We start from the raw sequence: 25,294 nt of genomic DNA, 5'->3' as shown, positions 1-25,294 counted from the left end.
AGATGCTCTGAAAAACATTAGACATTAATTCAGTCCGCTTGTTAATCAAGGTCGTTTTTACATTATTCAGTGAAATCTTAAAATATTTTTTTGGTAATGGATTGTCAAATCCTTACCAGGGTGGGCTTGCCAGTGCAGATCATGATTTTAATAAGGTGAAACATATAAAAACATCCGATGGAAATGAATTTAACAAATTATTCCTACAGATAGGAGTATAGAGAGGCAGATATTAGATGGTTTATTTTAAATGTCGTAATGAGAATGTCCGATAACCGCAATGCACCATGCATAGAGATTAAAGTCCAAACAACCTTATATGAGGTTTTGTGGCGGCAGCCACTAGCATCTATGAGACTCGTTTGTGTGAGATATATTTGACATTTTAGATATTTGTATCAAAGAGTATCCGGAGATCTCTTTTTTTTTCAGATTGCTGGCATCTCGCGGATAAGGGAAGGAAGTATAACCATACACCAGAGTAGATGCTGCCGGATTGTGTCGCTGTCATGTCACCAGAGCATAAATCCATGGTTTGTAACATCCTCGCCTAGTGAAAATATACCTAATAATAAACACATGTTCAAATCATTATTCATAGATGTGTTTGGCAGTGACATACATCAAAAGGTGTTCTTGCTCTTAGTTAACTGAAGTTACGTACCCAGTTGTTATCCGTATAATTCCGGTATGAACCAAGAACACCTCGACCTTTACCCTGACTCCTGTACATGAACCTCAGTTAGTTAAAGAATGCTGATACCTGAACAATAATTCTACAACTTTAGTATTTTTACCCAATGCTATAATGTTCTCAACATCATCCCCAGGAACAGATAAAAACGATATAATCGATAAATGGTCTAGGAGACAGACACCGAGTGAAGAACCACCTATACAGTGGATCAGGTTGTCAGTTAAATCCTCAGGTAAGATAACGTGTGCACTTATTAGGTCACTTACAAATAATTCAGGTGTTGACTCCGTGTTCACTTTATCTAACCCAGCGAGTATTTTTCCTGATATCGTATTAAACCGTTCTAGTAAATCGTGACAGATCATCGAGGAGGCGTAATTTATATCAAGAAGGTTTACTCTCAAAATTTTGGAGTCGTTTGCATCAATTAGATGATTGTCCGTAGAGGTGTGGCGTGCAACAGTGAAGTTATAACTGTATATGGCCTGCAATATGATTGCGTTATAAGTATTATCTCCGGTGATTATAGAATGTTTGATATAATCATCTTCGGAAAGCCAAGAAGTATTGGAGGATGTAGTTACATGAGACGGTCTAATTACAGGGATGAAAACAATCCCTTGGTGATTTATAATGTCATTTACTTGTTGCATTAACGATTGATGTTTTATTTTTCTTCTCTCTAGCTTATACATGAGTCCAACGTAAAGCACTGCGAGTGAATACTTAATGAAGCCAAACAGTGGGTAACTTTTCTTCACTGCATTCTCAACTATCTTTAAAGCCGCATCTGGATTATTTAGTTTAATACAGTTCAGAGCATCGATTAATGGCGTGTATTGAGCATAATGCATTTCAACTCGATTTTTAGTTTTATGCTTTAGTTCTGCAATAGCGAATATGGATTTTTTATCAAACACTATAACGTTCATATCAATAGCGGCGGTTTTATATTTTGAATAAATGGCATCTTCACTGATTACCATAGGTATATCGAATTGAGGTGGAAGAGACACCATCTTTGACAAATATAATTCCTGTGTTGGGAATGGAGCTAGCATATCCAAATAATTAGATGGTAACCGTGTTTCACACAATTCAAGGGCGTGATAAATAATTTTGTCTAAGTTGTTTTTCTTCTTGATGCTTAAGAGTCTTTTGGGCTCATAGCTGAGATATTTACATGCCAAAAACTCATTTATATCAATGTCATTGTAATTCTCATTAAGAGCTGCGTGCAGGCTTGATTTTAAAGCATCTTCATCACCCTGTATGGACATTGCATTGTAAATTTGACAGAAATACCCAAACATATTTGTTTTGGTATCGATATCTTGAAGGATGATAATCGCTGTGTAAGCTGCGGCAATTGGTTGAATGCTAAAGTTTTCAATGTTTTTATTGAAAATCAACTTGTTACACACATCAATTTTTTGATTTAATGTCACACATGTTTGATTGCCTTTCTTAGGTAGTTCATCTAAGTATTCTAGTAGTTCCAATATTAACGAAGCAGGTTTTTCATAATCGACTTTAAGCACCTCACGATTTGCAGTGAAATGGTGATCTATATAGTCAATCATATATTTTCGTGCTGTTCTTTTTCTGAGTTTATCCTGCTCGCCATCGTGTGTTACCAGTCCTTCTATTGCTAGGATCCGGTTAAGATGATAGTAGATGGAGTTTTCATCAGCCTTCTCTTTGAAAATCAATATGTCTGCACATATTAGAGGGATTAATATGGTAGCAATATAAAACTGGTTGATATCATCTGCGAATGCTTCAACAACATTGGTTTGCCGAGCCAGACCAATGTACACACTCTCCAATATGTCAACATGATTGGAAAGAATGTCAGGTGACAAATGACTGCCGACATGTAGCCGTCTACATATTTTTTCTAGCCTTGGTCGGTATTCATCTCTATCAGATTTTGCTGGATCAACACTTTGAAAGTGTTCACGGTGCGCATCGAAAGGGCGTTTACTTGTTTGCTCTGTTTTCCGAGCCTTATGCCAAAGACCAAGGGTGTCTTCTACAGAGTAGATAAATTCAGCAAAGGGATGTGTCTTCATGATTTACCTGTTGGGTTCGTTGCAGGGTGGTCGAGCGTATGTGCGGTTTGTGAACACCCAAGATCTGTTTCGATGAAAGCATCGTTGGATATACACGATTGAGTTGATGTTGGTAAGTGTTGGTTGCTCAATTTATGCTCACAAAATATGGCTTTCGCTCAATAAATGTTCGTGTGTTTACCCAAGATTGGGTCCGTAATTTGTCCCCCTGACACGTTACCCCCAGGTATACCATAATGCGAGCTCATCCAATCAGACGTTAGAAGGACATCACATAATGCAAGAAGCAATAGACCGCATCATTAGGATGCCTGAGCTTACAAAGATGATTAGCCTAGCTAGATCAACAATTTATGACAAGTTGAACGCCAGGTCTGCCCGGCATGATCCTAGCTTTCCCAAGGCGATAAAGCTTGGCAAGTCAGCGATCGGCTGGCGTCAGAGCGAGGTCAATCAATGGATAGCAACCAGGTCGCAAAGTAGTCAAGCAATGGAGGTCAATAATGAATCAACACAGAGCCATTGAAGCTGCCATTGAGCGGTTAGATCAGTCCCTTTGGGATCCACTGGATGTCGTCGCCTATAGAACAAAGGCCCCGAGATTTATGATCTTGACTCAAATGTTGTCTGTTATAGCTATCGCATCGCAGCAGTTGGTAGATATTAGCCCCAAAAGTGAGATGAAAATACCGGCATCACTTTACACTCTAATTCTAGCTGCTTCTGGCGAGAGAAAAAGCACGGTCGATAAGCTACTGATGAAACCAGTTCGTGAATTTGAAAAATGGTTGGCTGAGCAAGCAGAAAGTACACAGCAAAAATATCAGACTGAACTGGAGTTGTGGAATATGAAGAAGAAAGTGTTAAGCAAGGAGTTAGATGATATGTATAAAAAAGGTGAGGAACAGGCTATTCTGATAGATTCATTGCATACTCACAATATGAATAAGCCAACGTCACCAATAGCCAGTAGAATTCTAGCTGAAGACGTAACCGTCGCAAAGCTGAAATCAATGTTAGCAGGACATAATACGTCATTAGCCCTAGTGTCAGACGAAGCAGGGACACTGCTGTCTAGTGACTTGATGAAGGATAATGCATTGTTCAACTCATTGTGGTCAGGTCAAATTATACGGGTAGACAGAGCCAACGCCCCTGAAGTTCATATTGAAGGTGCACGTTTGACCTTAAATATGCAAATTCAGCCTGATATATACAGAAAATTCAGAGATAGTAATGGTGATGCAATGAGGAGCTCTGGATTAGACGCTCGAATTCTACTTTGTGAGCCTGAGTCAGAGATTGGCTATCGTCAAGAAGATAGAGATGAGAGCGCATCACTAGAGGATAGAATTAAATTAGGTAAATTTAACTCCAGGATTGATTCTTTACTGAAAGAAGGGCTCGAGATGAGAGCACAAGACAAGGAGCGTCATTGCCTGAATTTAACAGAAAGTGCTAAGAAAATTTGGAATGACAAGTTTAATGACATTGAATACGCGATGAGGGGTGGTGAATATTTGGAACACTATAAAGATTTTGGTTCAAAGTTTATGGAGCAGGCTTCAAGAATTGCGGCGGCACTTCATGTATTTAAAAATAGAAACTACAGAAGCTCGCTTGTGGATCATGAAACTATGCAGATTGCTATTGAACTGACTGAAATATACTTGCATCAAGCATTGATAATATTTAGATCGCCCGAGGCTAGGGAGTTCGTAGACGAAACACATGTGAATAAATTGCTAGAGTGGATTATTCATAATTGGAATAATGAGTTGCTTTTAAAAGGTGACATTAGACGAAGTGGCCCACATTGTGTTCGTAATTTAGATAAGCTAGAAGATGCAATAGAAGTTCTTATTGCTCGAGGAGATATCATTTGCTTTAAAAAGAAACAGTCAATCTATATTTCTTTATCTTGGAAGAAATACCCTAGGCTTGTTAGGCGCTCTTCAGTACGCACCCACGATAGGATTTATGTTAACGAACTTGTAGAGTATCGTGGAAGACGCCATTCAGGGATACCATCAGTTGAACTCTTTGAGAGACCGTTGATGGACATGAGAAATAAGCTACGACACTAATGGTTGCACCATACCCATACATTAAGGTTCAGTATTAACTTATTGCAGTACTCCGCTTAAGTAACTTAAGAGTGTTGTTATATAGGGCGGTATTATAACTGCATCTTAATTAGGAACCCTATGTTTATATTTTAGTGTATATGTCAATTTGATTGAGTAGTGTATGGGCTTATTTAGATAAGCCATGATGTGGTATATGTATTATATATAGCAATACATATAGCAATACATACTCTCTTATATACATCCATAGCCATGCACACTACTAACAATACAGCATATATGCTATGCAATCTAACGATGAGGGTAACGTGAAGACTACATGCCTCTAAGCATGTACCACTATGGATAGCATCCAGAGCATGGTGTATTTGCTTAATATCTATTTATTTAATTCAATAGAACTATACCCCTGTGTCTATTAACCAAGGTAGGGACTCCTATGTTGAATCACTTAAAAAATTCAGTATTGAAGATGAAAGCGCTTACTCGTTTATACGCATACAGTTATGGCCCTATGAATTGTGTTTATTTGAGGCGTAGCCTGGATGTTGTTTCTGGTACCCTAGCTAGGTATCCTCGTGTTTATGCTCTGCGTGTGGATCTGCGCTTTGCTAGTGAGTCGCCTGAAGATGATACTGATACGCTGACTTGTTTACAGCGTTCAGATTCATCAGTGATCACTCGCTTTATGGAGTCACTGAAAAGCCAATTACGTGCAGACCATTATCGTCAGAAACGGCGTGGTTCTCCGTCATTACCAACCGTTATCTGGTGTCGGGAGCAGGAGTCATCGGCATCACCCCATTACCACCTGATGCTGTTGTTTAACAAAGACGTGTATGCCTTCCTTGGGGATTACCAGGATTATGATGCCAACAACATGGGGACTAGGATCCAGAAGGCGTGGTGCAGCGCGTTGAGCCTCCCATACCCTGATAATGCAACGCTGGTTAACTTCCCTGTAAATCCACAATACAGGTTTGACCGTAACTCAGCGCGAAACTTAGATGACAATTTCAGCGCATTTCTATTTCGTATGGCATATCTAAGTAAAAAGGAAACTAAGGTTATGGACGGGCAACGTAACTTTGGTTGTAGTCAATTACGATAAGATGCTTGAGCGCATCAGTGCTCATTAGTATGCTATAGAACAATCTCTGCGTATTTAATTAAAGGATATCTATGAGTGAGTTTCTGAAAGTGCTGTTGAACATCCGCAGCCTGCGAGCAGCACTGCGCGAGTTGTCTCTGGAACAACTCCAAGAAGCCCACGAGAAAATCGAGCTGATTTATCTGGAACGTTTGGAGCTGGCTGAGAAAGAACAAGCCGCCCAAGCTGAGCACCAGCAAAAGCTGGCTGAGTTCAAAGCGATGTTGGCTCAAGCGGGTATCGACCCGACTGAGTTGGTAGGCGGCACACCTGTTACAACTACGGCGAGCAAAGTTAAACGTGCTCCTCGTCCCCCTAAATACCGTTATGTTGAGAATGGGCAAGAGCGCACCTGGACCGGTCAAGGCCGTATGCCTAAATTCCTGGCTGAGCAGCTCGAGCAAGGCCGTCAGCTGGATGACTTCCTCATCTAAAAGTACGGGCTACATCGAATATTGATGTGGCCTTTTTCTTAATCTGTTGTTGAGTGATTTTGCTATCCGACAAGTTGTTGATAATGTGAGGACTATTTTATTTCTTTTAAGGGCGCTGTTTCCTAAATCAGCCATCAGGCAGCAACTTCCCCAGACCCTGGTGATAGTTACACTCGGCGCTTTCTAAACGGCAGGCCCAGGGTGTTCAGTTTATTCACCGCATGCACATAGGCCATCACTTCACCCACTTTACCATTGTATTTGCGCAAACTCAGCTTTCCCGTCATCAACTGCTTGAACCGATACATCGCCGTCTCTACCAATGAGCGGCGATGATAGCCCCAGACCCGCTTCCAGTACGCTAGTCCTTCCTTACGCATGGCCAGCAGCACCAGTCTGGCACCAAGCGGCTGATTAACATGCTCACCACTCTGTGCGATGGTGGCATCAATACCACGCCCGTAGGCTGTCATAAAACAGACCGCAATCTTGCTCAGTGCCATCCACATCCAACACCGCTCGCCACCGCGTTTATGACGGGTCTCGTCGGCATGGATAAGCGAGGCGATTGCACCTGCTGCTTGATGTCTTGATGAGTGGGCGTCAGCATGGCGCTGACCCGTCCTTGTGCCTCTTTGATTGCACCGCGACTGAAGCCTAGAGCAAAGTGCTGTTGCTGTTGCTGTTGCTGTTGCTGTCTGATGCTCTGATGAAACTGCCCGCTTTGCAGGACGATGTAACTGAGCAGGTTCGAGCACATCGGGGTATCACTGACCGTATCAGGCAGAGTTGCCTCTGCCGTGTTGATGCAGTGGGTACAGGTGGCGCGGAACAGTTGATGCTCGGTGACGAAGTTGCCCACCTCTGACGGGTCAGTTCTAGACCTGCTTGTCGTCCAGATAGCTAACCTGCACCTTGTGCGCCCCTTGCGACAGCATTGCCAGCGGTACCTTGTTAATAGAGAGGGCCAGATGCTGGTTGACCAGCTCATTCTTTTAGCGATTTCGCCAGACAGTCTCGCCAGGGGCGACTGCTCAGATGGAGAGTGCGGAGACCGTCTCCGAGACCCGGCTTGCCTCGTTGTGGATCTCGGTCATCAGCCGATCAACGCTAGCTATCTGTTGCTTGCCGAGTTCGGCGCTGCCAGCTACCCCGGCCATGTCGTCGGTCACCCTGGCGGTCAGCTCGCGATTCTTCTGCACCACTTTGGCGATCTCGCCGGTGGAGAGGGAGGTGCGGGCCGCCAGTTGGCGCACCTCGTCGGCAACCACTGCAAAGCCCCGTCCCTGCTCCCCTGCACGAGCCGCTTCGATGGCCGCGTTGAGGGCCAGCAAGTTGGTCTGATCAGCGATGGCACTGATGGTCGATACGATGGCCTCTATGCTCCTAGACTGCTCGTTGAGCTGACCGATGAGGAGGATGGCCTCATCCACCTGGGCTGCAATGAGGGAAGAGGTATTGACTACGACGCGCAGCAGTTCGGCTCCCTCTTCAGCGCTGCTCAAGGTCTCCTGCGCCGTTTTGTGGGCCAGCTGGACCGCTTCCCGGGTGGCATGGTTCTGCTCGATGCGGGCAGTGATGTTGCTGGCAAACTTAACGACCCTGACCACCTTACCGCTTTCATCCCTGATTGGGTTGTAGGTGGCTTCCAGCCAGACTGATTCCCCCCGGCTGTTGTATCGCATGAAGAGACCAGACTTGAACTGGCCACGGGCCAGTTCCTCCCAGAAACGGGGCTGTTCGCGCAAGAAGGTATCATCGCAGAACATTCTGTGATGCTTGCCCACCAGCTCATTCAGGCCATAACCCATGACGTCGAGGAAGTTGGCGTTGGCGCTTATTATTTCCCCATTCGGGGTGAATTCTATTATCGCCCTAGAGCGGTCCAGCGCCTGAGACAGTGCTTCCAAGCGTTGAAGCCGCTGATGTTGGGCCGTCACATCGCTTGCTATCTTCACCACCCGGGTCACCCTGCCCTGATACTTTATAGGGAAATAGCTCGCCTCAAGCCAGCACGTTTCCCCCCGCTTATTGACGCGCTCGAAGGTGCCAGACTGGGGCAGCCCCTGCCTGAGACGGTTCCAAAACTGCTGATAGTCGCTGGACTGTACCCACGTCTTCAGGCAGAGCAGGCTGTGGTGGCGCCCAAGCAGTTCGCTTGCGCCATACCCCACCAAGCTCAGGAAGGGCTCGCTGACCTTCAGGATCTCCCCGTCCGGACTGAAGATGATGGTCGCTGCGCTGTCCCTGAGCACCTCGACGAAGCCTTGCTCCTCATCGAGCATGGCCTGACAGGCCTGTAACTGCGCTTTGAGTTTGTGATTGAACATGAGATTCCTACCTTATTGACGATCCGGATCGGCACTACAGCCGGCACACACTGACTATATCGGCCACGCAAGCCCCAATATGAGTGGTCAGATGAGTGGTCAGATGACTTTGGGCTATAGGGGACGCAGTGTTGAATCGATATGAACCAGCGGGAAGCGAAGCAGGTTATGAGTTACTATCTGGTGGATTACTACAACCAAGGGGGGGCTAAACAGCAAGATCCATTTGGCAGTTGACGGACACAGGATGCCAATAAATGCAATCATCACATCGGGAACTACAGCGGATTGTATGCAAGTATGGCAGATAGGGGATACCCATACCAATGCGTTGATCGCGTTAGCCAGAGCCAGGGAGATAGCGCCAGTCATTTGACAGAGAACTTTACAAGGCAAGGCACCTGATCGAAAACGCCTTCCTTCATCTGAAACAATGGGGGGAAATTGCGACAAGATGCGCATAAAACACGATCTCGTTCGTAGCAGCAGGGCAGATCCGCTGCACATACTTGTGGGCTGCGACCTTAGGATGACAGCCCTTAGTTGACCATTACAAATTTAAGGATGAATGATTCTTACATGGCCAAGCATACCCGATTTCTACCAGCTGTCTTTGCGGAGTAGAGTGCTCTATCTGCGGACTCTATAAGTTCATCAGGAGCCAGTGTTAGGCATGAAGCAACACCTGCACTCAGGCTGACGTAAAACTCACTCTGCTTGTCAGCAAAGTTGATCTTTGAGAATTGATGGCGGATCTCATCGACTACTTGAACTGCTTGCTCACCAGTGCATTCTGGAAGCACGGCCATAAACTCCTCACCACCATAGCGCCCTATGCTGTCGACTCGACGCAGTCTTTGACGTAGCAGATTGGCAAGCGCTCTAATGACATTGTCACCGACTGAGTGGCCGTATGTGTCGTTGACCTTTTTGAAGTGGTCAATATCCAGCATAACCACAGTCATTGATTTGCCAGTACGCAGGGAACGTTCTTGTTCAATCGCTACCTGCTCCTTGATATCACCATGTTTAAGCAATCCTGTAAGACTGTCCCGAGAGAGAGCATTACTCAGCAGGCGTGCCCTCTGCGCTCGAGCGAAAACCGTTGCAATAAGACTGTTATCCGATATCGGTTTGGTAACGAAATCGTCACCTGCTTTAAGGAGCGCGCTCATTTGCTGACCGATATCAGTCTCGGCTGATAAATATATAATTGGCACTCGGATCCAGTCATCGTTAAATCTAATCATCTGCGCCAGTTCAGGCCCTGAGCAATCAGGCATATTTACGTCTAGCAGCAATACCTCAGGAGCGAACGTTTCCATAGCCTCAAACAGTTTCTTCGGGTCATTAACTACTTCGACAAGCATGTTCGCCGCACATAATACCAAACGGTAACGGTCGGCAAGTTCACTGTCATCATCGACGATCAAGACTCGATAAGGTGTACCATTGTGCTGAGAAAAACAACGTTCGAGGCGATTTTCAAGCTTGGCCACATCTACCGGCTTACTAAAAAATCCCACTGCCCCTATACGTGCAGCTTGGAGTTGCGTGTGAAAATCACTCTGTGAGGTCAGTACGAGAACCGGTATAGGGTTTTCCAAACGCTTTTGTAGTGATGCAGCATAGTCAAGTCCACTTTTGTTTACATTTCCCAGATTTACATCAACAATCAATGCATCGGGTAGCTGCTCAGCTAAAGTCGTATCAAGATCAGTAATGTTTGAGAAATGACGTGCTTGGTAACCGAATGTGTTGAGGGTCAACCTTATAGTCTCCCCGACGCTACCTTCATCTTCAAGGATGTAGATGCAGTAAGCACCCTCCTTATGACGCACTTTGCTAGGTATATTTACCGGACGGGATATCATTTGGACGGATGAGGCAGCGAGCGGCCTAGCATTGGCCAGCAGGTGAATATCAGAGATAAATGTATCAATACCATCCTGTTGGAGTTCTAGGCTGTTGAGCAACTGCTGAGACTGCAACTCCAATATGCGAGCTTGCTCACCCAAATCTGTAAAGCTGAAGGTGCCAGCACTACCCGCAAGCTTATGCAATTGGTCACGCAGCGCCTGTAAATGCTGTTGCTGTTCTGTCGAGTAGGAAGACTTCTGTAGTAGCTCAGCTTTATCAGCTAATTGTGGCAGCTCATCTTTCAGCCTCTGAGAAAAAGACTCACCTAACATCAGTAACTGCGCCTGCAGGTCTGCCAACTGCTTCTGCTGTTTACTCATTAGAAAGACTCCAAATGGTTCTAACTTGATTGGCCAGTTGCATCGGATCAAATGGCTTGATGATCACATCACGGGCCCCTAGGCTCAAATAGTACTCAACCTCGGGAGGTTGTACCTTCGCAGTCATGAATACCACCGGAACACTATTGATATTTACTACTTCGACAAGTCTTGCCAAGGTCTGAGGACCATCCATTCCGGGCATCATCACATCCAATAAAATAAAATCAGGTGCAAAGTTCAGTACATTATCAAGTGCTTCTTGGCCACTACTACAGCTCAAAACCTCAAAACCACCCACAGCCTCCAGAGCAACCTTGGCTACTGCTCGGATAGAAGGATCATCTTCAACGTGTAATATGCGTTCGAGTTTAAGCATTAATGTTCTCCTTGATGGGTAGCAGTCGAGCAAGAACGTCGAGGAAATCCTGTGGCTTGGTTCGTGATTTTGCCAATGCGGCCTCCACACGACTAAGCTGCTCTGTCGATAACTCAGTAGAGGACAGAACCACTATCGGCAGTCCAGGACAGATATAATGAATCTCCTCTATCAATTCCAATCCATTACCATCGGGTAAGCTCAAATCGAGCAGCACCAGATCCCAGTTACCAGTCGTCAATCGGTGACGCGCTTCAGCTAAGGTTGCTGCACCGACGAATTCCGCTAAGTTTCGCCCCTGTTCTGCTATAACTTTTCGTAAATCATCATCATCCTCGATATGCAGAATACTAGGCTTTTCATGTAGGCCGCTGAGCGCGCGTCGTAAGCCACCGAGCATACGGTGGGGATCAATAGGCTTTTCCAGCCAATCGACAATCTGCAATCCACCTTGAAGGCTTAGCTTTCCGTGCTCAGCAGAGGCAGAGATGACCAATATAGGGAGATCTTTGGATGGATACTCGAGGTGTAATTCTTGAATAAACTGCATGCCATTTCCATCCGGCAGCCTCAGATCCAACGTCATAGCAGCAATGAGCTCGGTTTTCAAAATGTGCCGCGCTTCCGTTAAGTTTTGAGCCAGTAATACCCGATAACCAGCCCCTTCAAGCAGTAGTTGAAGAAGATGGGCGATATCGACCTCATCTTCAACTACCAAGATAGTGGGACACTGAGTCGGTAGATTAAGGTTTGACTCAAATAGAGCTGGTAGCTCGAACCAAAAGGTACTCCCATGCCCCTCTTGGGAATCAAAACCGACCACCCCGCCCATTCGCTCAACAAGCTCTTTCGTAATTGCCAAGCCCAACCCCGTGCCACCTTTTTGTCGTTGATCGCTACTGTCTGCTTGTGAGAACTTCTGGAAGATATGGTTACGAAAGTGCTCGGGTATGCCTCGCCCACTATCTGTGACACTGATGCGAACACGGCTACCTCGAAGGGTACTGTGCACTCGGACAGTTTCGCCTGGTGGTGAGAACTTGATGGCATTCGATAAATAATTGGCCAAAATCTGCTGGAATCTTAGCGAATCTGCTCGCACTTTTACTGTGGGCGTACTATCGAGTTGGATTAACACCTGATGTTGATTTGCATAAGCCTGATTACTGCTTATCCCCTCAACGAGTTGCTCACCAAGGTCAAGGGTCACTAGCTCAAAGCTGAGTTTACCTGCACTCAACTTGTCCATATCCAGCAGGTCATTGATGAGGTGACACAGTCGTTGACTATTCTGTTGAGCAATTTCAAGCATCGGTCGCATACTTTCTGGGACATTACCCAAAGCTCCGCCGTTGACGAGACCCAATGACCCTGAAATCGAAGTTAGCGGTGTTCGTAACTCATGGCTTACCGTCGAAACGAAGTCATTCTTGAGCTGTTCAATACGCTTCTGCTCTGTTAGATCCATTGCTGTGCCGCTAGCGCGCAGCATGTCCCCATCAGGAGTATATTGCACCAGCGCTCTCAAAAGCACGGGCAATGTTTGTCCGTTATGTCGCATAAGCCGACATTCGTAATTGAGATATTGGTCTGTCTCGTCTTCAGGAGCCTGAAGCAGCCCAAGCAATCCCGGCAAATCCTCCGGGTGAATAATCTGAGTCCAATTATTGAAAGGCGGTTGTGGTCCCCCGTCTGAATACCCGATCATCTGCCATGTCCGCGGTGAAGCAAAAAATGCATTCTTATCTAGATCCAAATCCCACCAGCCATCGTGACCGCCCTGTAGAACACGCTGTAACCGTTGTTCGCTATGATGAAGCTGGCGTGTCATGTCACCAGCCAAAGCAAGAGCTTGTTGTTGTCCTAGTGCCAATGCCCGCGTCAGAAAAAACAGCAGCAGACTAATCATGCAGCCAAGTACTAGTAGCATATTCTGTCCTTGCTGGAAGCTTTTGAAGTAACCTGGCTGAGGGTAAAATGCTACGCTCCATGTCTGACCGAAAAGATCTAACTGCACATCTCGTAAAGGGCTTGAGGCTGATTCGAGGCGTGGGTTGCTGATATAAAGCCGCTGCTCAGGAGTACTTTTCACACCCGAATAGATAACAAAGTCAATTTGTAAGTTCCGCCCATCCAAAATTGCATTCATCAAATCGTCAACCCGATATGGGCTATATACAAAACCTCTTAACGCCTCCAGCCGCTGCTGGGCGGTATTCAATTTTTTATCAGTGTGGTAAACCGGTACGTACATCAGCAATCCTGCCTGTGACGACAACTTATTTTCCTGGAGCAGGGTAACCTTGCCGCTGAGCTGGGCGTTGCCGGATTCGGCTGCTTTGTGCATTGCAGCTCTGCGCATAGGCTCTGAATACATATCGAAGCCAAATGCAGCCAAGTTGCGGCCAGAAAATGGCTCTAAATAAAGAATGGAAGTATACAACTCACGTTTGCCTGAGGGTTTAACCGCAAAGTCAGCAAAACCTTCCTGGCGGACGCCAGCTTCGAACGCCTGCAACTGATTAGGATGAATAACTTGACTAAAACCCACACCTTGGATACCCGGATAGTTAGCCTCCAGCTCTTGGCGATGAATGTAACGCCGCCAGTCTTCCCGAGTGACAGTGTTACTAGCCTCGAAGAAGCCTGCACCACTCAGAAGAATTTGACGATGATTGTTCATCCTCTTTTCGATGGCTTCCAGCACCTCATCTCCCAGTACTTGGAAGTACTGTTCAGCGGCTCTCTGTTGGCTTTGATACAAGCCATACCAAGCCCCCAATGTTGCCAGAAATCCACAGATCAGCACCACAAACGACATTAGTCTGGGTCGTTTGAAGAGTACATTTTCAATCATTTTCATATGACGTCATCCCGGTTTTGCACAGGCAGCTCTATCCAAAAAGTACTGCCTAGATCGTGTCCAGTATCAAAGCTGATAGTGCCCCCCATGCGCTCAATCAACTCTTTGCTGATCGCGAGTCCCAGACCTGTTCCACCTTTTTGTCGACGATCACTTGCATCAGCTTGGGAGAACTTCTCAAAAAGGCGACCTACGAACTCTGCAGGTATGCCCGGCCCTTGATCACTAACAGAAATCCTAAGTCTCGTTCCACATAGCTCGCTGAATAGACATACTTGTCCTCCAGAGGTAGAAAACTTTAATGCATTGGATAGCAGATTACTGAGTACCTGTTGAAGGCGTAAAGGGTCAGCTATAACGTAGTAGCCCACAGGGCGCGCTGAATACATCAAGTGCACGTTGTGCTGTTGCGCAAAACCTTGATGACTGGCTACACACTCACTCAGGAAAGTATCAACTTCCAGCAACTGAGTATCAAAGGGCATCTTTCCCGCTAACAATTTATCCATGTCCAACAGGTCATCGATCAGTTTACGCAAACGCTGGGAGTTGCTCTCAGCTATAGAGAGCATTTCCTTCATGGTCAGAGGTATCGGGCCAAGAGCCCCGCCATTTATCAAGCCAAGTGAACCTGCGATGGAGGTCAAAGGGGTACGCAACTCGTGGCTAACTGTCGAGACGAACTCGTTCTTCATTTGCTCCAGCTGCTTACGCTGACTGATATCAGTAATAAAGCCGTGCCAGAGGGTGCTACCGTCCATACGGCGCTGAGGAGCTGCTCGGCCCTCCAGCCATATCAGCCCTTTGATAGGGTGGATAACACGGTACTCATGGTGCCACACACATAGGTTTCTGGCTGATTCATTAATGCTTTCATTTACAACACCAATATCATCTGGATGAATTCGCGTAAAGACGATACTTGCATCCTCTCTGACATCCTCGGGTACAAAGCCAAAGACATCTTCCAAACCATCACTGGCATATGGAAAACAACTATGTCCATCACTAAACAATTGAAACTGATAAACAACACCGGGAAGCTGCTCGGAGATATGTTGCAGGCGCTGGAGTGCTTCCTCTCGATAGCTCAGGTCATGAACAATGCACAGATAGCCCTGCGGGGGGCTACCATCTAGCGAGATAGGAACAAGGTTAAATAACGCGGGTATAAGATGACCTTTAAAGTGCCTAATGCGGAGTTCCACAAGGTTCCCTAATACTCCATTTTTAATCGCATTTGGTAGAAGCAATTTCCAATCATCATCGGGAATTACCAAATTAAGCGGCTGCCCAATCAGCGCCGCTGACTCATAGCCTAATAGGGGTAATACTCCTGGACTTGCTTGCTGAATAAGTCCCGCCATATCAGTGATCAGTACAGCTGTACCAACGCTGCTTAATATCGCCTTATAAACAGCCGCAAGCTCATATTGATGACGAGTCTGAAGACGCAACTCAAATAAGCATCTCACTTGTTCGGCTAACAGGCGTAGAGCATCGCGCTGCTGAGCATTTAACTGTCGCGGTTGACGGTCAATGACGCATAACGTTCCGAGGTTGTGTCCTTTTCCATCGCCTAAAGGGATGCCTGCATAGAAGCGGATGTTTGGATTACCAGTTACCAACGGATTATCGCTAAAGCGTGGATCTAGCGTGGCGTTCTCCACCTCGAAAATAGTATCACCATTAATCGCATGGGCGCAGAAGGCGAACTCTCGTGGCGTCTCACTTGCCTCTAGTCCATATCGACTTTTGAACCATTGACGCTCAGAGTCGACCAGCGAAATTAGCGCAATTGGAGTATCACAGATCTGGGCAGCTAGGATTGTGAGGTTGTCGAACATCGCCTCAGCGGGAGTGTCGAGAAGCTCAAATGAGAGTAATGCAGCTAAGCGACTCGTCTCATTGGGAGGAACCATTGGTTTCCCTTGATACTCTTTCATTCTCCAGCACTCCTTAGCATGTTGATGAAAGGCTTGAAGCATGCTCGTTTAATAATTAGCTCGCGAGCAAGCAAATCGCTGTTTGATAGTGTAAGAAAGTGTTTCTTAATCGCTATGGTCCACCGGAAGATTGATCCAAAAAATAGTCCCTTGACCTTCTACGGATTCAAAGCCTATCTGCCCTGCCATTCGCTCGATCAGCTCCTTACTAATTGCTAAGCCAAGGCCTGTTCCCCCTTTTTGGCGAGTGTCCGTGGCATCAGCTTGCGAGAATTTATTGAAAATGCGCGAACGGAAAGCTTCTGATATCCCGATACCGCGATCGCGAACATGGATACGGACTTGGCTTTCTAGTGTTGTAACATAGACAGTGACACAGCTTTGCTGCGAAGAAAATTTGGCTGCATTTGAGAGTAGATTTGACAAGACTTGGCCGAAACGTTGTGTATCTACACACACCTGAACGTCAACTTTTGGTTCCTCCAACTGCAGACAAACAGTGTGCTGCGTAGCATAGGGTTGATTATGAGCAATCGCGGCCTCTAATAGTGGCCACAATGGTTGAGAGTGCATATCGAAGGTCATCTTGCCAGAAACAAGCTTATCCATATTCAGCAGGTCGTTGATCAAGTCGGCCAGGCGTTGGCTATTACTCTGCGCAATCCGGAGCATATCACCCATTTGCTTAGGTACCTCACCAAGCGCACCTCCGTTAATAAGACCCAAAGCGCCTGCGATTGAAGTCAGAGGTGTCCGTAACTCATGGCTGACCGTCGATACAAACTCATTCTTCATTTTTTCAATACGTTTTCGCTCACTGATATCGCGTATCACCGCAATGAAACGTTTTTGCCCTTGTAGGATAATATGTGATACCGCCAACTCCATGATGAACCGTTCTCCATTACGGCGTCGAGCGGGTAGTTCGAGGTCTTTACCGGCGAGGCGAGATACACTGTTTTCCAAATAAGCAGCTAAGTAGTTATCATGCTGGCTGGAAGAGCTTTCAGGCATCAGTAACTTCACATTATAGCCTATCACTTCCGCCTGCTCGTAACCGAATATATGCTCTGCGGCAGGATTAAATGTCTCTATCAACCCATGCTCATCAACAGTGATGATTGCATCGATAACGTTATCCAATAAAGTACTGAGATACTCCTCACGTTCGCGAAGTAGTCTTTCGGCTTTGATGCGGGCGCTAAAATTCTGCATTTGTGAGACGAAATGCAGAGGCTGCCCTTGCGCATCTCGCACTAATGAAACGCTTAGCAATATCCACAGGACATGTCCCTGTTTATTTATATAACGCTTCTCAAGTTGGTAATCTGTAATCACTCCTTTCAAAAGCTGATGTAATAATTTTAGGTCTTTCTCAAGGTCATCGGGGTGGGTGATATGTTGAAAGTCGAGTAGTAGTAGTTCATCACGGTTATAGCCCAGCATGCGACAGAGGGTGTCATTCACCTCCAGCCAACGTCCCATAAGGTCAACAATAGCCATGCCTTGAGGCGCTGTATTGAAAGCACCACTGAACCGCTGCTCACTGACACTGAGAGCATCCTCAGCAGCTTTTCGATCACTTATATCCCATATAAATCCGGATACCCAGAGTAGCCCGCCATTGGCATCGTATTCACCTCGCCCTTTCTCTCTAACCCAAACACTATGGCCATCCGCATGACATAGGCGATAGGTAAGCTCAAAGGTTTCCTGTCTCTCGATTGCAGTTGTTGACTGATAAGTAATATGCAGGTCATCAGGATGCACGATGCTGGAGAAGCTTCTGACGCGATTGTCAATGAAGTCGCTCGATGGATAACCGGTAAGACAAGTTATTTCGTCATTCATATAACGCATCGTAAAGTTAGCATCGTTCTCACAGCGATAAACTACCCCAGGTAAATTGGCCACCAAACCGCGAAAACGACTCTCACTTTCCTGTAGGGCCTTAGTGGTATTTTGCAGCTCAGAGATGTCGCTGGCAATGCCCAGAAAACCCGAGATCTTGCCGTGTATGTCTAACATAGCGCTGATCGTAAGGTTAACTCTCCGGTGATTTCCATCCTTGCGGACATAGGTCCACTGGCCCGTGTCAGGTTCCCCTGATCGGGCTAAATGTACAAAAGCTTCAAACCCACTTACTTCTCGCCCCGTCTGTTGGGTAAGCAGTTGACTACGCTGCTCAACTTCACGTGCCAAGTGGATAAGAGCAGGAGTTTGGAGCCCGACCATCTCGTCTGCACAGTAACCAAGTAAGCGCTCTGCACCACTATTGAAGAGTGTTATTAGCCCAGATGTATCTGTAGCAATTACGCTCACACCGGTTGCCGAATCTAAAATAGCTTGCAAATGAGCTCTGGCATGATGCACTGCTTCTTGTTGCTCACGCATCTCTGTAATGTCAGCATGAGTGCCATACATCATTAAAGGTTTGCCATCATCTGTCCAACTGACCACGCGACCGCGATCATGGACCCAAACCCAGTGTCCAGACCTATGGCGCATTCGACATTGGAAGTCATAATAGGGGGATTCCCCATTAAAATGGCGGTTGAGTCGGACATTAGACTCTGCGATGTCATCAGGATGCGCGAACTTTAGCCAGATATTGATGTCTACAGGTGCAAGTTCATCCAGACTATAGCCAATGATCTCTGCCCAACGCTCGTTGAATACGGTTGCGCCGGTTTGTACGTTCCACTCCCAAGTACCGATGTTAGTGCCATCAATGATGCTTCTCAGGCGCTCACTTTGTTCTTGCAGAACTAACTGTGCTTGCTTGATAGTGTCTTGCATGTACTGTAGTACTCCGTACTAGGAGGAAACTATCTCTCATAATCACTCTAAAAGATTTTGAGAGCTCAGTACAACTATGGATTCAGGGAAAACTATCGAATGATGCGATTCTTGTGGTGCCGACACTCTACAGTCTGCTTGCTCCTGTAATTATCGAGGATCAGCGTGATGGTTTGGCTCGCCAGCAGAACGCGTAACTTCCCCTGCATGGCAATAACCGAAGGATGAGTTCGTGAGGTAGAACACTCTTTGGTTTTCAGTATGGGGGCGCCAGCCAGCTTTATCTTCGTAAAACACTGGGATAGCAGCATAAAAACGGTCCGCTTGAGCCTCAATTGGTGCCATATCGCCCGATGGATCGGATCTTCTATCCTCGGGTCTGAAAGGGGTAACTCCAGACTTGTCGTTTAGTAAACTACTGCTACACTGAGTTGAAATTTCTCATATGACTCTCTTGAGGTTTGTTTCATGATTTTGGTGGATAGTGGAGTAAATATATATGGTGTTAGCACCTAACTTCTATGGCGAATAGAATTAAAATTGTTCTTTACATGTTCCTCGGGTTATCACATGCATTGAGCCCGGCGATGGGGATGCCATGTATCCAAGTTGTGCCTGGTGGCGCTGTCGAATTGTTTTGGATTCAAGTTAAACGAGGTGCGGAAGATGCAGGTCGTGATTATGGTTATTCAATTTACTTTCGCGGTGCAAAAACTTCAAGTAATGGAGAGGAGCAACAGAGGATAGTTAATATAACAGAAGAAGTTGGTTGTAAGGCGCTAGTCTTAGCGCCAAGTGCTAATTATGATAAAGATATTTTACGCTTTCATGAAATGGGTGTTCCGGTTATATTCATTGACAGGGCTTATGGGGGATCTAAACTTGCAACATTAGTTGCCACCAATAATTACAATGCTGGTTATGAAGCTGGATTTTATATGGCGAAGAGACTTGGCTGGAGTGGTCGGGTTGTGGTTCTAAGATTAAGAAAAGGTGTTTCCTCAACAGATTTGAGAGAACAAGGTTTTATTGATGCTGCAACGGCATTAGGTCTTTCAGTAATAGAATCTCCCTACATCGGAGATAATGTTGCAGAAGGTAGGGCGATAACTAAAAGTATTTTATCTAAATATGAAAATGAAATAGATGGCATATTCACGCCTAATGAGACTACATCGTCAAGTCTTTTATTGGTCTTGGAGAAACTAAACCCAAGTAAGAGTATGATAAATATAGGCTTTGATATTAGCCAGCGATTGTTAGATGGGTTACATAAAAACAGATTCACTGCTTTAGTAGTACAGAGTCCATATAGAATAGGGTATGAGGGAGTAACTGCAGCTGTAACTAATATAGCTGGTAACAAAGGTGTGCACTTTATGTACACCGGGCATACATTAGTGACCAAGTACAACATCAAAGAGAAATTTATAATTGATGAGTTAAATCTTAACTATCCGACACTGCTATTGGAAAAATAAAAATACATTAAAGTATATTAACCTAACGACATAGCATTTAGAGTGGCATTTTAAATGCCAATAATTAAGAGAGGAGGGGGGGGGGGCACCACCCACCTTGTTGCTATGTAATTTTTTATACGTTAGGAAAAAGTCATTGTAACTATGCTTATAGGGTAATCCCCCCAGAAAATCTGGGGTGCTCATAAGTAGAATTTTCCCGTACCTTGAACGCAGGAGGTTCTACATGAAAACATCACGCTTTAGCGATACCCAAATCATCGCCATCCTCAAATAAGCCGAGGCAGGCTCACCCGTCCCGGAGCTCTGCCGCGAGCATGGCATCAGCACGACCACATTCAACTTGTAAACGGCTGCTAACACCGTCGGTTGAAAGAGTGGGTGGTGCGGTTCCATGGTGTGGCGACTCAAGGGCATGAAGTTCTGCTTGCTCCTAGGCTCTACCGGTTGGATTGTGCGGGCTACAAAGGGTCATAACGACCAGCTGCTCTCGGATGAAGCTGCTCGAGATGGTGCAAATACATCTCATAGCGTGTCCCTACACGACGCAGCGGGTTGTCAAGCAAGGCTCTTTCAAAGCCGATGATTCTGGCAACAGAGCCATAAAACAGGGCTCCTGTATTACAACGCCGTCACTGGGGCGACCATCCCATTAACAACGCCCAGCAGCGAGATAGTATAACGGAGCTGCTTGTAAGATGGCATTGACCGATCCGTAACTTTCTTTGCGTAGATTTTCCCCATGATATGCCATGTTATATGGCTGGAGTTGGGGGCTAACTACTAAGTTACTCATCGACGCAGAGTTGTTTCAAGCTGCGATTCAGGGTAATAGTAGCGCTCAGTGTGAACTGGATCAAAAAAGGGTTCTTGCGAACCCTACTTATTTTGGCAGAGATAATAAATATCAGTTACAGACAACAGAGATGTTAATTAAAATAAATGCCGCCGAGATAACTCGCACTTCCTCCAGCAGTAGCCTCTCCCTTTATTGGGTACCCATTCGGATAGCCAGCAGCAGCCGACGTCATTGTGCTTGTCAGAGATACAGTTGCCTTGCCATTGACATCCGTTGTTGTACTGGTGGTAGATAACACCACCTCGGTTGCGCTACTTGAGAAGTTAACAACTTTCCCTATAGCAGGTTCCCCTCCAGGGAGGGTCAGGGTTATTTCAAAGATATTAGTATCAACACCATCAGCCAGCGCATTATTTTTCAATATAGCGGATACCAATGTCATAGATTGGAATGTGGATGTCGTGGTTGCATTTTTTCCATTGGAAAGCGTGGTGTTTATGTCAAATGTGCCGGGAATGCCGTTGGATGAGAAACTGGCTAGTGCTTTACCATTGTTGTCCGTTGGTATCGTGACATCCAAGGCTAACTGAGTATTGCTTGTGAAATGAACATCTACCCCAGAGACAGGGACTCCATTGTCAGTTGTCACTGTGGCCTCAACTTCATTCTTTTCTATCCCATCTGCAATTGCGCCATCTTTTACTGAGGTCAAGAGTAGATAAATGTGAGAAACCGAGAGTAATGAAGAGTCAGAAAACGACGTGCCATTGGCCTTGCCAAACGCTCTAATTGAGGCACCGCTGCCGACAGTAATACCTGTTGCTAGACCATTACCACTCGGCTGGTTGCTGCTGATGGTCACATATGTTGTACTTGCACTGGTCCAACTCAGGGCTGGGTCATTGGTCACATCCAATGTAGAACCATCGGATAGCGTCGCAGTAGCTGTAAACTGTTGTGTAAGACCGACGGGGACAGAGGCCCTGTCTGGAGTGACCTCCAGGTCGGTTACGATGGCATTTGTCACATCAAACAGGGCTGCATCGCTAAACGGTGTGCCATTGGCTGTGCCAGCTGCGGTAATAGTGACGGTACCAGAAGTCACACCGGTGGCGAGCCCTTTTCTCGGTTTGATATTTCCAACAGTAGCAATCGCTGAATTATCACTGCTCCAAGTCACTGTTGTTTGGCGAGTGACATCTAATGTACGGCCGTCAGACAGGGTGGCGATGGCGGAAAACTGTTGTGTCAATCCTGCTGGGACAGACGCTGTAGCAGGGGTGACTTGCAGTGCTGTCACAATCGCATTGGTCACGTCAAGTTGAGCGGAGGCACTAAACGATATGCCATTGGCAGTACCTGCGGCAGTTATGGTGGCAGTACCTGAGGTAACGCCCGAGGCGAGCCCCTTGGTTCCAGCCTGATTGCTGATGATGGAGGCAATCCCTGTGTTACTGCTGGTCCAGTTCAAAGCTGTATCGTTGGTCACATCTATTGCACGGCCATCAGACAGGGTCGCTGTGGCAGTAAACTGTCGCTCCAATCCGACCGGTACGGAGGCATTTGCTGGGGTGACTTGCAGGGTAGTCACAACTGCATTCGTCACGTCAAGTTGGGCTGAGGCGCTAAATGGTGCGCCACTGGCGATGCCTGCTGCGGTAATAGTGACTGTGCCAGGGGTGATACCCGTCGCAATTCCATTGGCCCCAGCTTGATTGCTGATGATGGTAGCAATGCCTGCGTCACTGCTAGCCCAACTCAAGGCTGTATCATTGGTCACATCCCGCGTAGAGCCATCAGACAAGATAGCAATGGCTGTAAACGGTTGTTCTATGCCAACAGGAACGGAAGCTGTGGCAGGGGTAACTTGCAAAGCGGTGATAACTGCATTCGTCACATCAAGCTGAGCCGTAGCGCTAAACGGTGTGCCGTTGGCAGAACCTGAAGCAGTGATGATAACGGAGCCGGTAGCCATGCCGGTTGCGATGCCATTGGATTCAGCTTGATTGCTGATGATGGTAGCAATGCCTGCATTACTGCTGGTCCAGCTTAAGGCTGTATCGTTGGTTACGTCCAATCTACTGCCATCGGACAGGAGTACGGTGGCAGTAAACGGTTGCTCTAACCCGATCGGTACAGAGGCATTAGCTGGGGTGACATAGAGGGCCGTCACAGCCGCATTGGTCACGTCAAGCTGAGCGGAGGCACTGAACGATATGCCATTGGCATTACCTGAAGCTGTGATGGTGGCAGTACCAGGGGTGATCCCGGTAGCGCGCCCTTTCTTGGCTTTGACATTCTCAATGGTTGCGGTTGCTATACTATCACTGCTCCAGGTCAGTGCAGCTTGGCGGGTTACATCCAGTGTCGATCCATCAGATAGTATTGCGGTAGCGGTAAAGACCTGTTGCAGGCCGACGGGGACTGTCGCTGTTGAGGGGGTTACCTGCAAAGTGGTAACGACAGCATTGGTGACGGTTAGCAGTACTGTGCGCTCAAACGGTACATTATGAGCAGTGCCGGAGGCTGTAATGGTCACTTCACCTGGTATCAACCCTGTTGCCAGACCCGAGCTGTCAATCGTGGCAACAGTGGGATTGCTGGTACTCCAGCGTACCGCCGGATCTTTTGTGACATCCATGATAGAGCCATCAGCTAGAGTAGCCAGCGCAAGATATTGCTGCGCAAAGCCCACAGGAACGGTGCTAGTTGTCGGGGTTACTTGTAGTGAGACAATGGCTGGAACGGTTTCACCTCCCCCCTGAGATGGCAAGCCACCTCCCTCACCACCGCAAGCTGTTAACACCATGGCGAACAGCGAGAGTAAGAAAAGCTTAATCAGATTCATTTGTTGGTATCCTCAGCGGCACTCGTAGTCTTATCAACGCTGAATGGAGGTGACGTCAGAGTCACTCGACGGTTCTGCGCCCGGCCAGCATCAGTGTGATTGTCTGCGATGGGCTGTGTTTCACCCTTGGCATCCAGGGTTAGTCGTGATGCCGCAATCCCCTTGTTGACAAAATAGTGGCCCACGGATGCGGCTCTGCGCTCAGATAAGACCTGGTTATAGGCTTGTGAGCCACGGTTATCGGTATGTGCTTGGATAACCAGCCGGGTCTGGGGATACGCTTGCAGTCGTTCAACTGCGGGTTGTAATGCTTCAACTATGGCGGGTGTCAATGTGGCTGAGTTGTATGCAAACAATACGTTACCAGTGACTTCATTCAGCCGCAGTGTCATGGCGTCAATCTGTTCAGATTGCACCGAAGGGGCTACAGCTACAACTGTCGCGGCAGATTTGGGGCCAAAGCGATAAGCCACGCCAGCGCTGAGCATGTTGATACTGCTCCCGCCGGTACCACTGCCGCCCACATTATGGAACCACTGGTATTCCAAGCGTGCGGAGAGATTATCAGTCATGGCTATTTCCAGCCCTGTACCCAGCATGGGGGACCAACCGTTGTCACTGGAGGAGTGTTGGTAACCGACTTCCTCACCTGTGACATCTGTCCACCAAGCCAGCGTACCGGCTTTGGCGAACAGCGAAGTGCTTTCATTCAAAGCCCAATAGGGTTTTGCACTGAGTTCAATACCTTGCACCTTGCCGGTATAGGGAGCAGTGACATCACTGTTACCTAAGGCCGGGTAATCAGCTTTCATGTTGCCAAAATAGTTGTAGCCAGCTTCCAGTGCCAGCCAGTCATTGAGCTCATACCCAGCAAATACACCAGCGCCCAGCGCATCGTTATCGCAAGATATGCGTTGGCTTTCGCAGGCGTTGTGACCATGTACCCAGCCAGCCTTGGCGCCTACATAGATATCATTGGCAAAAAGTGGGAGTGGCAGTGTCAACAATAGAGCTGACATGCCTGCGAGCGTCTGAATACCCATCAAGTTTTCCTTCTACCTTTCTAGTTTTATATCCATCCTGGTCAGGAATGGGCTACAACAAACACGCCAGAAGATGAACAACATCCCAAATGCATGTATGACCGCAGTGCAATGAGCGAT

General features: G+C 46.7%; 15 protein-coding genes and 4 pseudogenes. 8 read left to right on the top strand and 11 right to left on the bottom strand.

Going from position 1 to position 25,294, the window contains the following annotated elements:
* Window positions 1–738: 738 nt before the first annotated feature.
* Window positions 739–2,772 carry a hypothetical protein gene (locus AC1P02_RS18950; protein WP_485182888.1) on the bottom strand — a complete coding sequence of 678 codons (2,034 nt, stop codon included), beginning with the start codon at window positions 2,770–2,772 and terminating at the stop codon, window positions 739–741.
* 277 nt (window positions 2,773–3,049) lie between these two features.
* Here AC1P02_RS18950 and AC1P02_RS18945 point away from each other — a divergent pair, with 277 nt between their 5' ends.
* The 4 genes from AC1P02_RS18945 (at window position 3,050) to AC1P02_RS18930 (ending at window position 6,446) form a co-directional block, all read left to right on the top strand.
* Window positions 3,050–3,298 (top strand): helix-turn-helix transcriptional regulator, encoded by a 249-nt coding sequence (locus tag AC1P02_RS18945; protein WP_485182887.1) that lies wholly within the window; start codon window positions 3,050–3,052, stop codon window positions 3,296–3,298.
* Complete coding sequence (locus tag AC1P02_RS18940) at window positions 3,276–4,859, top strand: YfjI family protein (RefSeq protein ID WP_485182886.1); 1,584 nt, start codon at window positions 3,276–3,278, stop codon at window positions 4,857–4,859. The genes AC1P02_RS18945 and AC1P02_RS18940 overlap by 23 nt, the downstream gene beginning before the upstream one ends.
* Window positions 4,860–5,301: 442 nt before the next feature.
* The gene (locus AC1P02_RS18935; protein WP_485182885.1) at window positions 5,302–5,973 is read left to right on the top strand and encodes an inovirus Gp2 family protein; all 672 of its coding nucleotides are present in this window, start codon (window positions 5,302–5,304) and stop codon (window positions 5,971–5,973) included.
* Window positions 5,974–6,044: 71 nt separating this feature from the next.
* The gene (locus AC1P02_RS18930) at window positions 6,045–6,446 is read left to right on the top strand and encodes an H-NS family histone-like protein (protein ID WP_485182884.1); all 402 of its coding nucleotides are present in this window, start codon (window positions 6,045–6,047) and stop codon (window positions 6,444–6,446) included.
* 167 nt (window positions 6,447–6,613) lie between these two features.
* Here AC1P02_RS18930 and AC1P02_RS18925 read toward each other — a convergent pair.
* The 3 genes and pseudogenes from AC1P02_RS18925 to AC1P02_RS18915 all read right to left on the bottom strand — a co-directional run.
* Window positions 6,614–6,835 (bottom strand): annotated as a pseudogene (locus tag AC1P02_RS18925) (IS5/IS1182 family transposase); the annotation flags it as partial.
* Window positions 6,836–6,939: 104 nt separating this feature from the next.
* Window positions 6,940–7,308 carry a hypothetical protein gene (locus AC1P02_RS18920; RefSeq protein WP_485182883.1) on the bottom strand — a complete coding sequence of 123 codons (369 nt, stop codon included), beginning with the start codon at window positions 7,306–7,308 and terminating at the stop codon, window positions 6,940–6,942.
* A 172-nt stretch (window positions 7,309–7,480) separates the two neighbouring features.
* Entirely contained in the window at window positions 7,481–8,776 is a 1,296-nt protein-coding gene (locus AC1P02_RS18915; RefSeq protein ID WP_485182882.1) for a methyl-accepting chemotaxis protein, read from the bottom strand.
* A gap of 187 nt (window positions 8,777–8,963) precedes the next feature.
* On the opposite strand from AC1P02_RS18915, the pseudogene AC1P02_RS18910 reads away from it, so the two are divergent.
* Window positions 8,964–9,069 (top strand): annotated as a pseudogene (locus tag AC1P02_RS18910) (IS5/IS1182 family transposase); the annotation flags it as partial.
* Between the two features lie 81 nt (window positions 9,070–9,150).
* A pseudogene (locus AC1P02_RS18905) lies at window positions 9,151–9,309 on the top strand (IS5/IS1182 family transposase); the annotation flags it as partial.
* A 42-nt stretch (window positions 9,310–9,351) separates the two neighbouring features.
* Here the strand turns inward: AC1P02_RS18905 and AC1P02_RS18900 are convergent.
* The 5 genes from AC1P02_RS18900 to AC1P02_RS18880 all read right to left on the bottom strand — a co-directional run bounded on the left by AC1P02_RS18900 (window position 9,352) and on the right by AC1P02_RS18880 (window position 19,003).
* Window positions 9,352–11,016 carry a diguanylate cyclase gene (locus AC1P02_RS18900; protein ID WP_485182881.1) on the bottom strand — a complete coding sequence of 555 codons (1,665 nt, stop codon included), beginning with the start codon at window positions 11,014–11,016 and terminating at the stop codon, window positions 9,352–9,354.
* On the bottom strand, window positions 11,009–11,395 hold the full coding sequence (locus tag AC1P02_RS18895; RefSeq protein WP_485182880.1) for a response regulator: 387 nt from the start codon (window positions 11,393–11,395) through the stop codon (window positions 11,009–11,011). Before AC1P02_RS18895 ends, AC1P02_RS18900 begins: the two co-directional genes overlap by 8 nt.
* On the bottom strand, window positions 11,388–14,258 hold the full coding sequence (locus tag AC1P02_RS18890; protein ID WP_485182879.1) for a hybrid sensor histidine kinase/response regulator: 2,871 nt from the start codon (window positions 14,256–14,258) through the stop codon (window positions 11,388–11,390). The genes AC1P02_RS18895 and AC1P02_RS18890 overlap by 8 nt, the downstream gene beginning before the upstream one ends.
* The gene (locus AC1P02_RS18885; protein WP_485182878.1) at window positions 14,255–16,204 is read right to left on the bottom strand and encodes an ATP-binding protein; all 1,950 of its coding nucleotides are present in this window, start codon (window positions 16,202–16,204) and stop codon (window positions 14,255–14,257) included. Before AC1P02_RS18885 ends, AC1P02_RS18890 begins: the two co-directional genes overlap by 4 nt.
* A gap of 105 nt (window positions 16,205–16,309) precedes the next feature.
* A complete protein-coding gene (locus AC1P02_RS18880; protein ID WP_485182877.1) occupies window positions 16,310–19,003 on the bottom strand; it encodes a PAS domain-containing sensor histidine kinase in 2,694 nt (897 codons plus the stop codon).
* A 587-nt stretch (window positions 19,004–19,590) separates the two neighbouring features.
* Here AC1P02_RS18880 and AC1P02_RS18875 point away from each other — a divergent pair.
* Window positions 19,591–20,484 carry a substrate-binding domain-containing protein gene (locus tag AC1P02_RS18875; RefSeq protein WP_485182876.1) on the top strand — a complete coding sequence of 298 codons (894 nt, stop codon included), beginning with the start codon at window positions 19,591–19,593 and terminating at the stop codon, window positions 20,482–20,484.
* A gap of 226 nt (window positions 20,485–20,710) precedes the next feature.
* Window positions 20,711–20,824, top strand: a pseudogene (locus AC1P02_RS18870) (transposase); the annotation flags it as partial.
* Window positions 20,825–21,413: 589 nt separating this feature from the next.
* Here the strand turns inward: AC1P02_RS18870 and AC1P02_RS18865 are convergent.
* Both AC1P02_RS18865 and AC1P02_RS18860 read right to left on the bottom strand, forming a co-directional pair.
* Entirely contained in the window at window positions 21,414–24,131 is a 2,718-nt protein-coding gene (locus AC1P02_RS18865) for an Ig-like domain-containing protein (protein ID WP_485182875.1), read from the bottom strand.
* On the bottom strand, window positions 24,128–25,174 hold the full coding sequence (locus AC1P02_RS18860) for an OmpA family protein (RefSeq protein ID WP_485182874.1): 1,047 nt from the start codon (window positions 25,172–25,174) through the stop codon (window positions 24,128–24,130). The genes AC1P02_RS18865 and AC1P02_RS18860 overlap by 4 nt, the downstream gene beginning before the upstream one ends.
* Between the last annotated feature and the right edge of the window lie 120 nt (window positions 25,175–25,294).

This window comes from Aeromonas sp. TS_SC_11, assembly GCF_057318915.1.
This window is presented reverse-complemented; position numbering and strand designations above follow the sequence as displayed.

What these genes read in the sequence shown, in the direction of transcription:
- AC1P02_RS18940 (WP_485182886.1), top strand. Translation starts at nt 3,276, where the DNA reads ATGAATCAACACAGAGCCATTGAAGCTGCCATTGAGCGGTTAGATCAG.
- AC1P02_RS18890 (WP_485182879.1), bottom strand. Translation starts at nt 14,258, where the DNA reads ATGAAAATGATTGAAAATGTACTCTTCAAACGACCCAGACTAATGTCG.
- AC1P02_RS18945 (WP_485182887.1), top strand. Translation starts at nt 3,050, where the DNA reads ATGCAAGAAGCAATAGACCGCATCATTAGGATGCCTGAGCTTACAAAG.
- AC1P02_RS18935 (WP_485182885.1), top strand. Translation starts at nt 5,302, where the DNA reads ATGTTGAATCACTTAAAAAATTCAGTATTGAAGATGAAAGCGCTTACT.
- AC1P02_RS18915 (WP_485182882.1), bottom strand. Translation starts at nt 8,776, where the DNA reads ATGTTCAATCACAAACTCAAAGCGCAGTTACAGGCCTGTCAGGCCATG.
- AC1P02_RS18865 (WP_485182875.1), bottom strand. Translation starts at nt 24,131, where the DNA reads ATGAATCTGATTAAGCTTTTCTTACTCTCGCTGTTCGCCATGGTGTTA.
- AC1P02_RS18950 (WP_485182888.1), bottom strand. Translation starts at nt 2,772, where the DNA reads ATGAAGACACATCCCTTTGCTGAATTTATCTACTCTGTAGAAGACACC.
- AC1P02_RS18930 (WP_485182884.1), top strand. Translation starts at nt 6,045, where the DNA reads ATGAGTGAGTTTCTGAAAGTGCTGTTGAACATCCGCAGCCTGCGAGCA.
- AC1P02_RS18900 (WP_485182881.1), bottom strand. Translation starts at nt 11,016, where the DNA reads ATGAGTAAACAGCAGAAGCAGTTGGCAGACCTGCAGGCGCAGTTACTG.
- AC1P02_RS18860 (WP_485182874.1), bottom strand. Translation starts at nt 25,174, where the DNA reads ATGGGTATTCAGACGCTCGCAGGCATGTCAGCTCTATTGTTGACACTG.
- AC1P02_RS18875 (WP_485182876.1), top strand. Translation starts at nt 19,591, where the DNA reads ATGGGGATGCCATGTATCCAAGTTGTGCCTGGTGGCGCTGTCGAATTG.
- AC1P02_RS18895 (WP_485182880.1), bottom strand. Translation starts at nt 11,395, where the DNA reads ATGCTTAAACTCGAACGCATATTACACGTTGAAGATGATCCTTCTATC.
- AC1P02_RS18880 (WP_485182877.1), bottom strand. Translation starts at nt 19,003, where the DNA reads ATGCAAGACACTATCAAGCAAGCACAGTTAGTTCTGCAAGAACAAAGT.
- AC1P02_RS18885 (WP_485182878.1), bottom strand. Translation starts at nt 16,204, where the DNA reads ATGAAAGAGTATCAAGGGAAACCAATGGTTCCTCCCAATGAGACGAGT.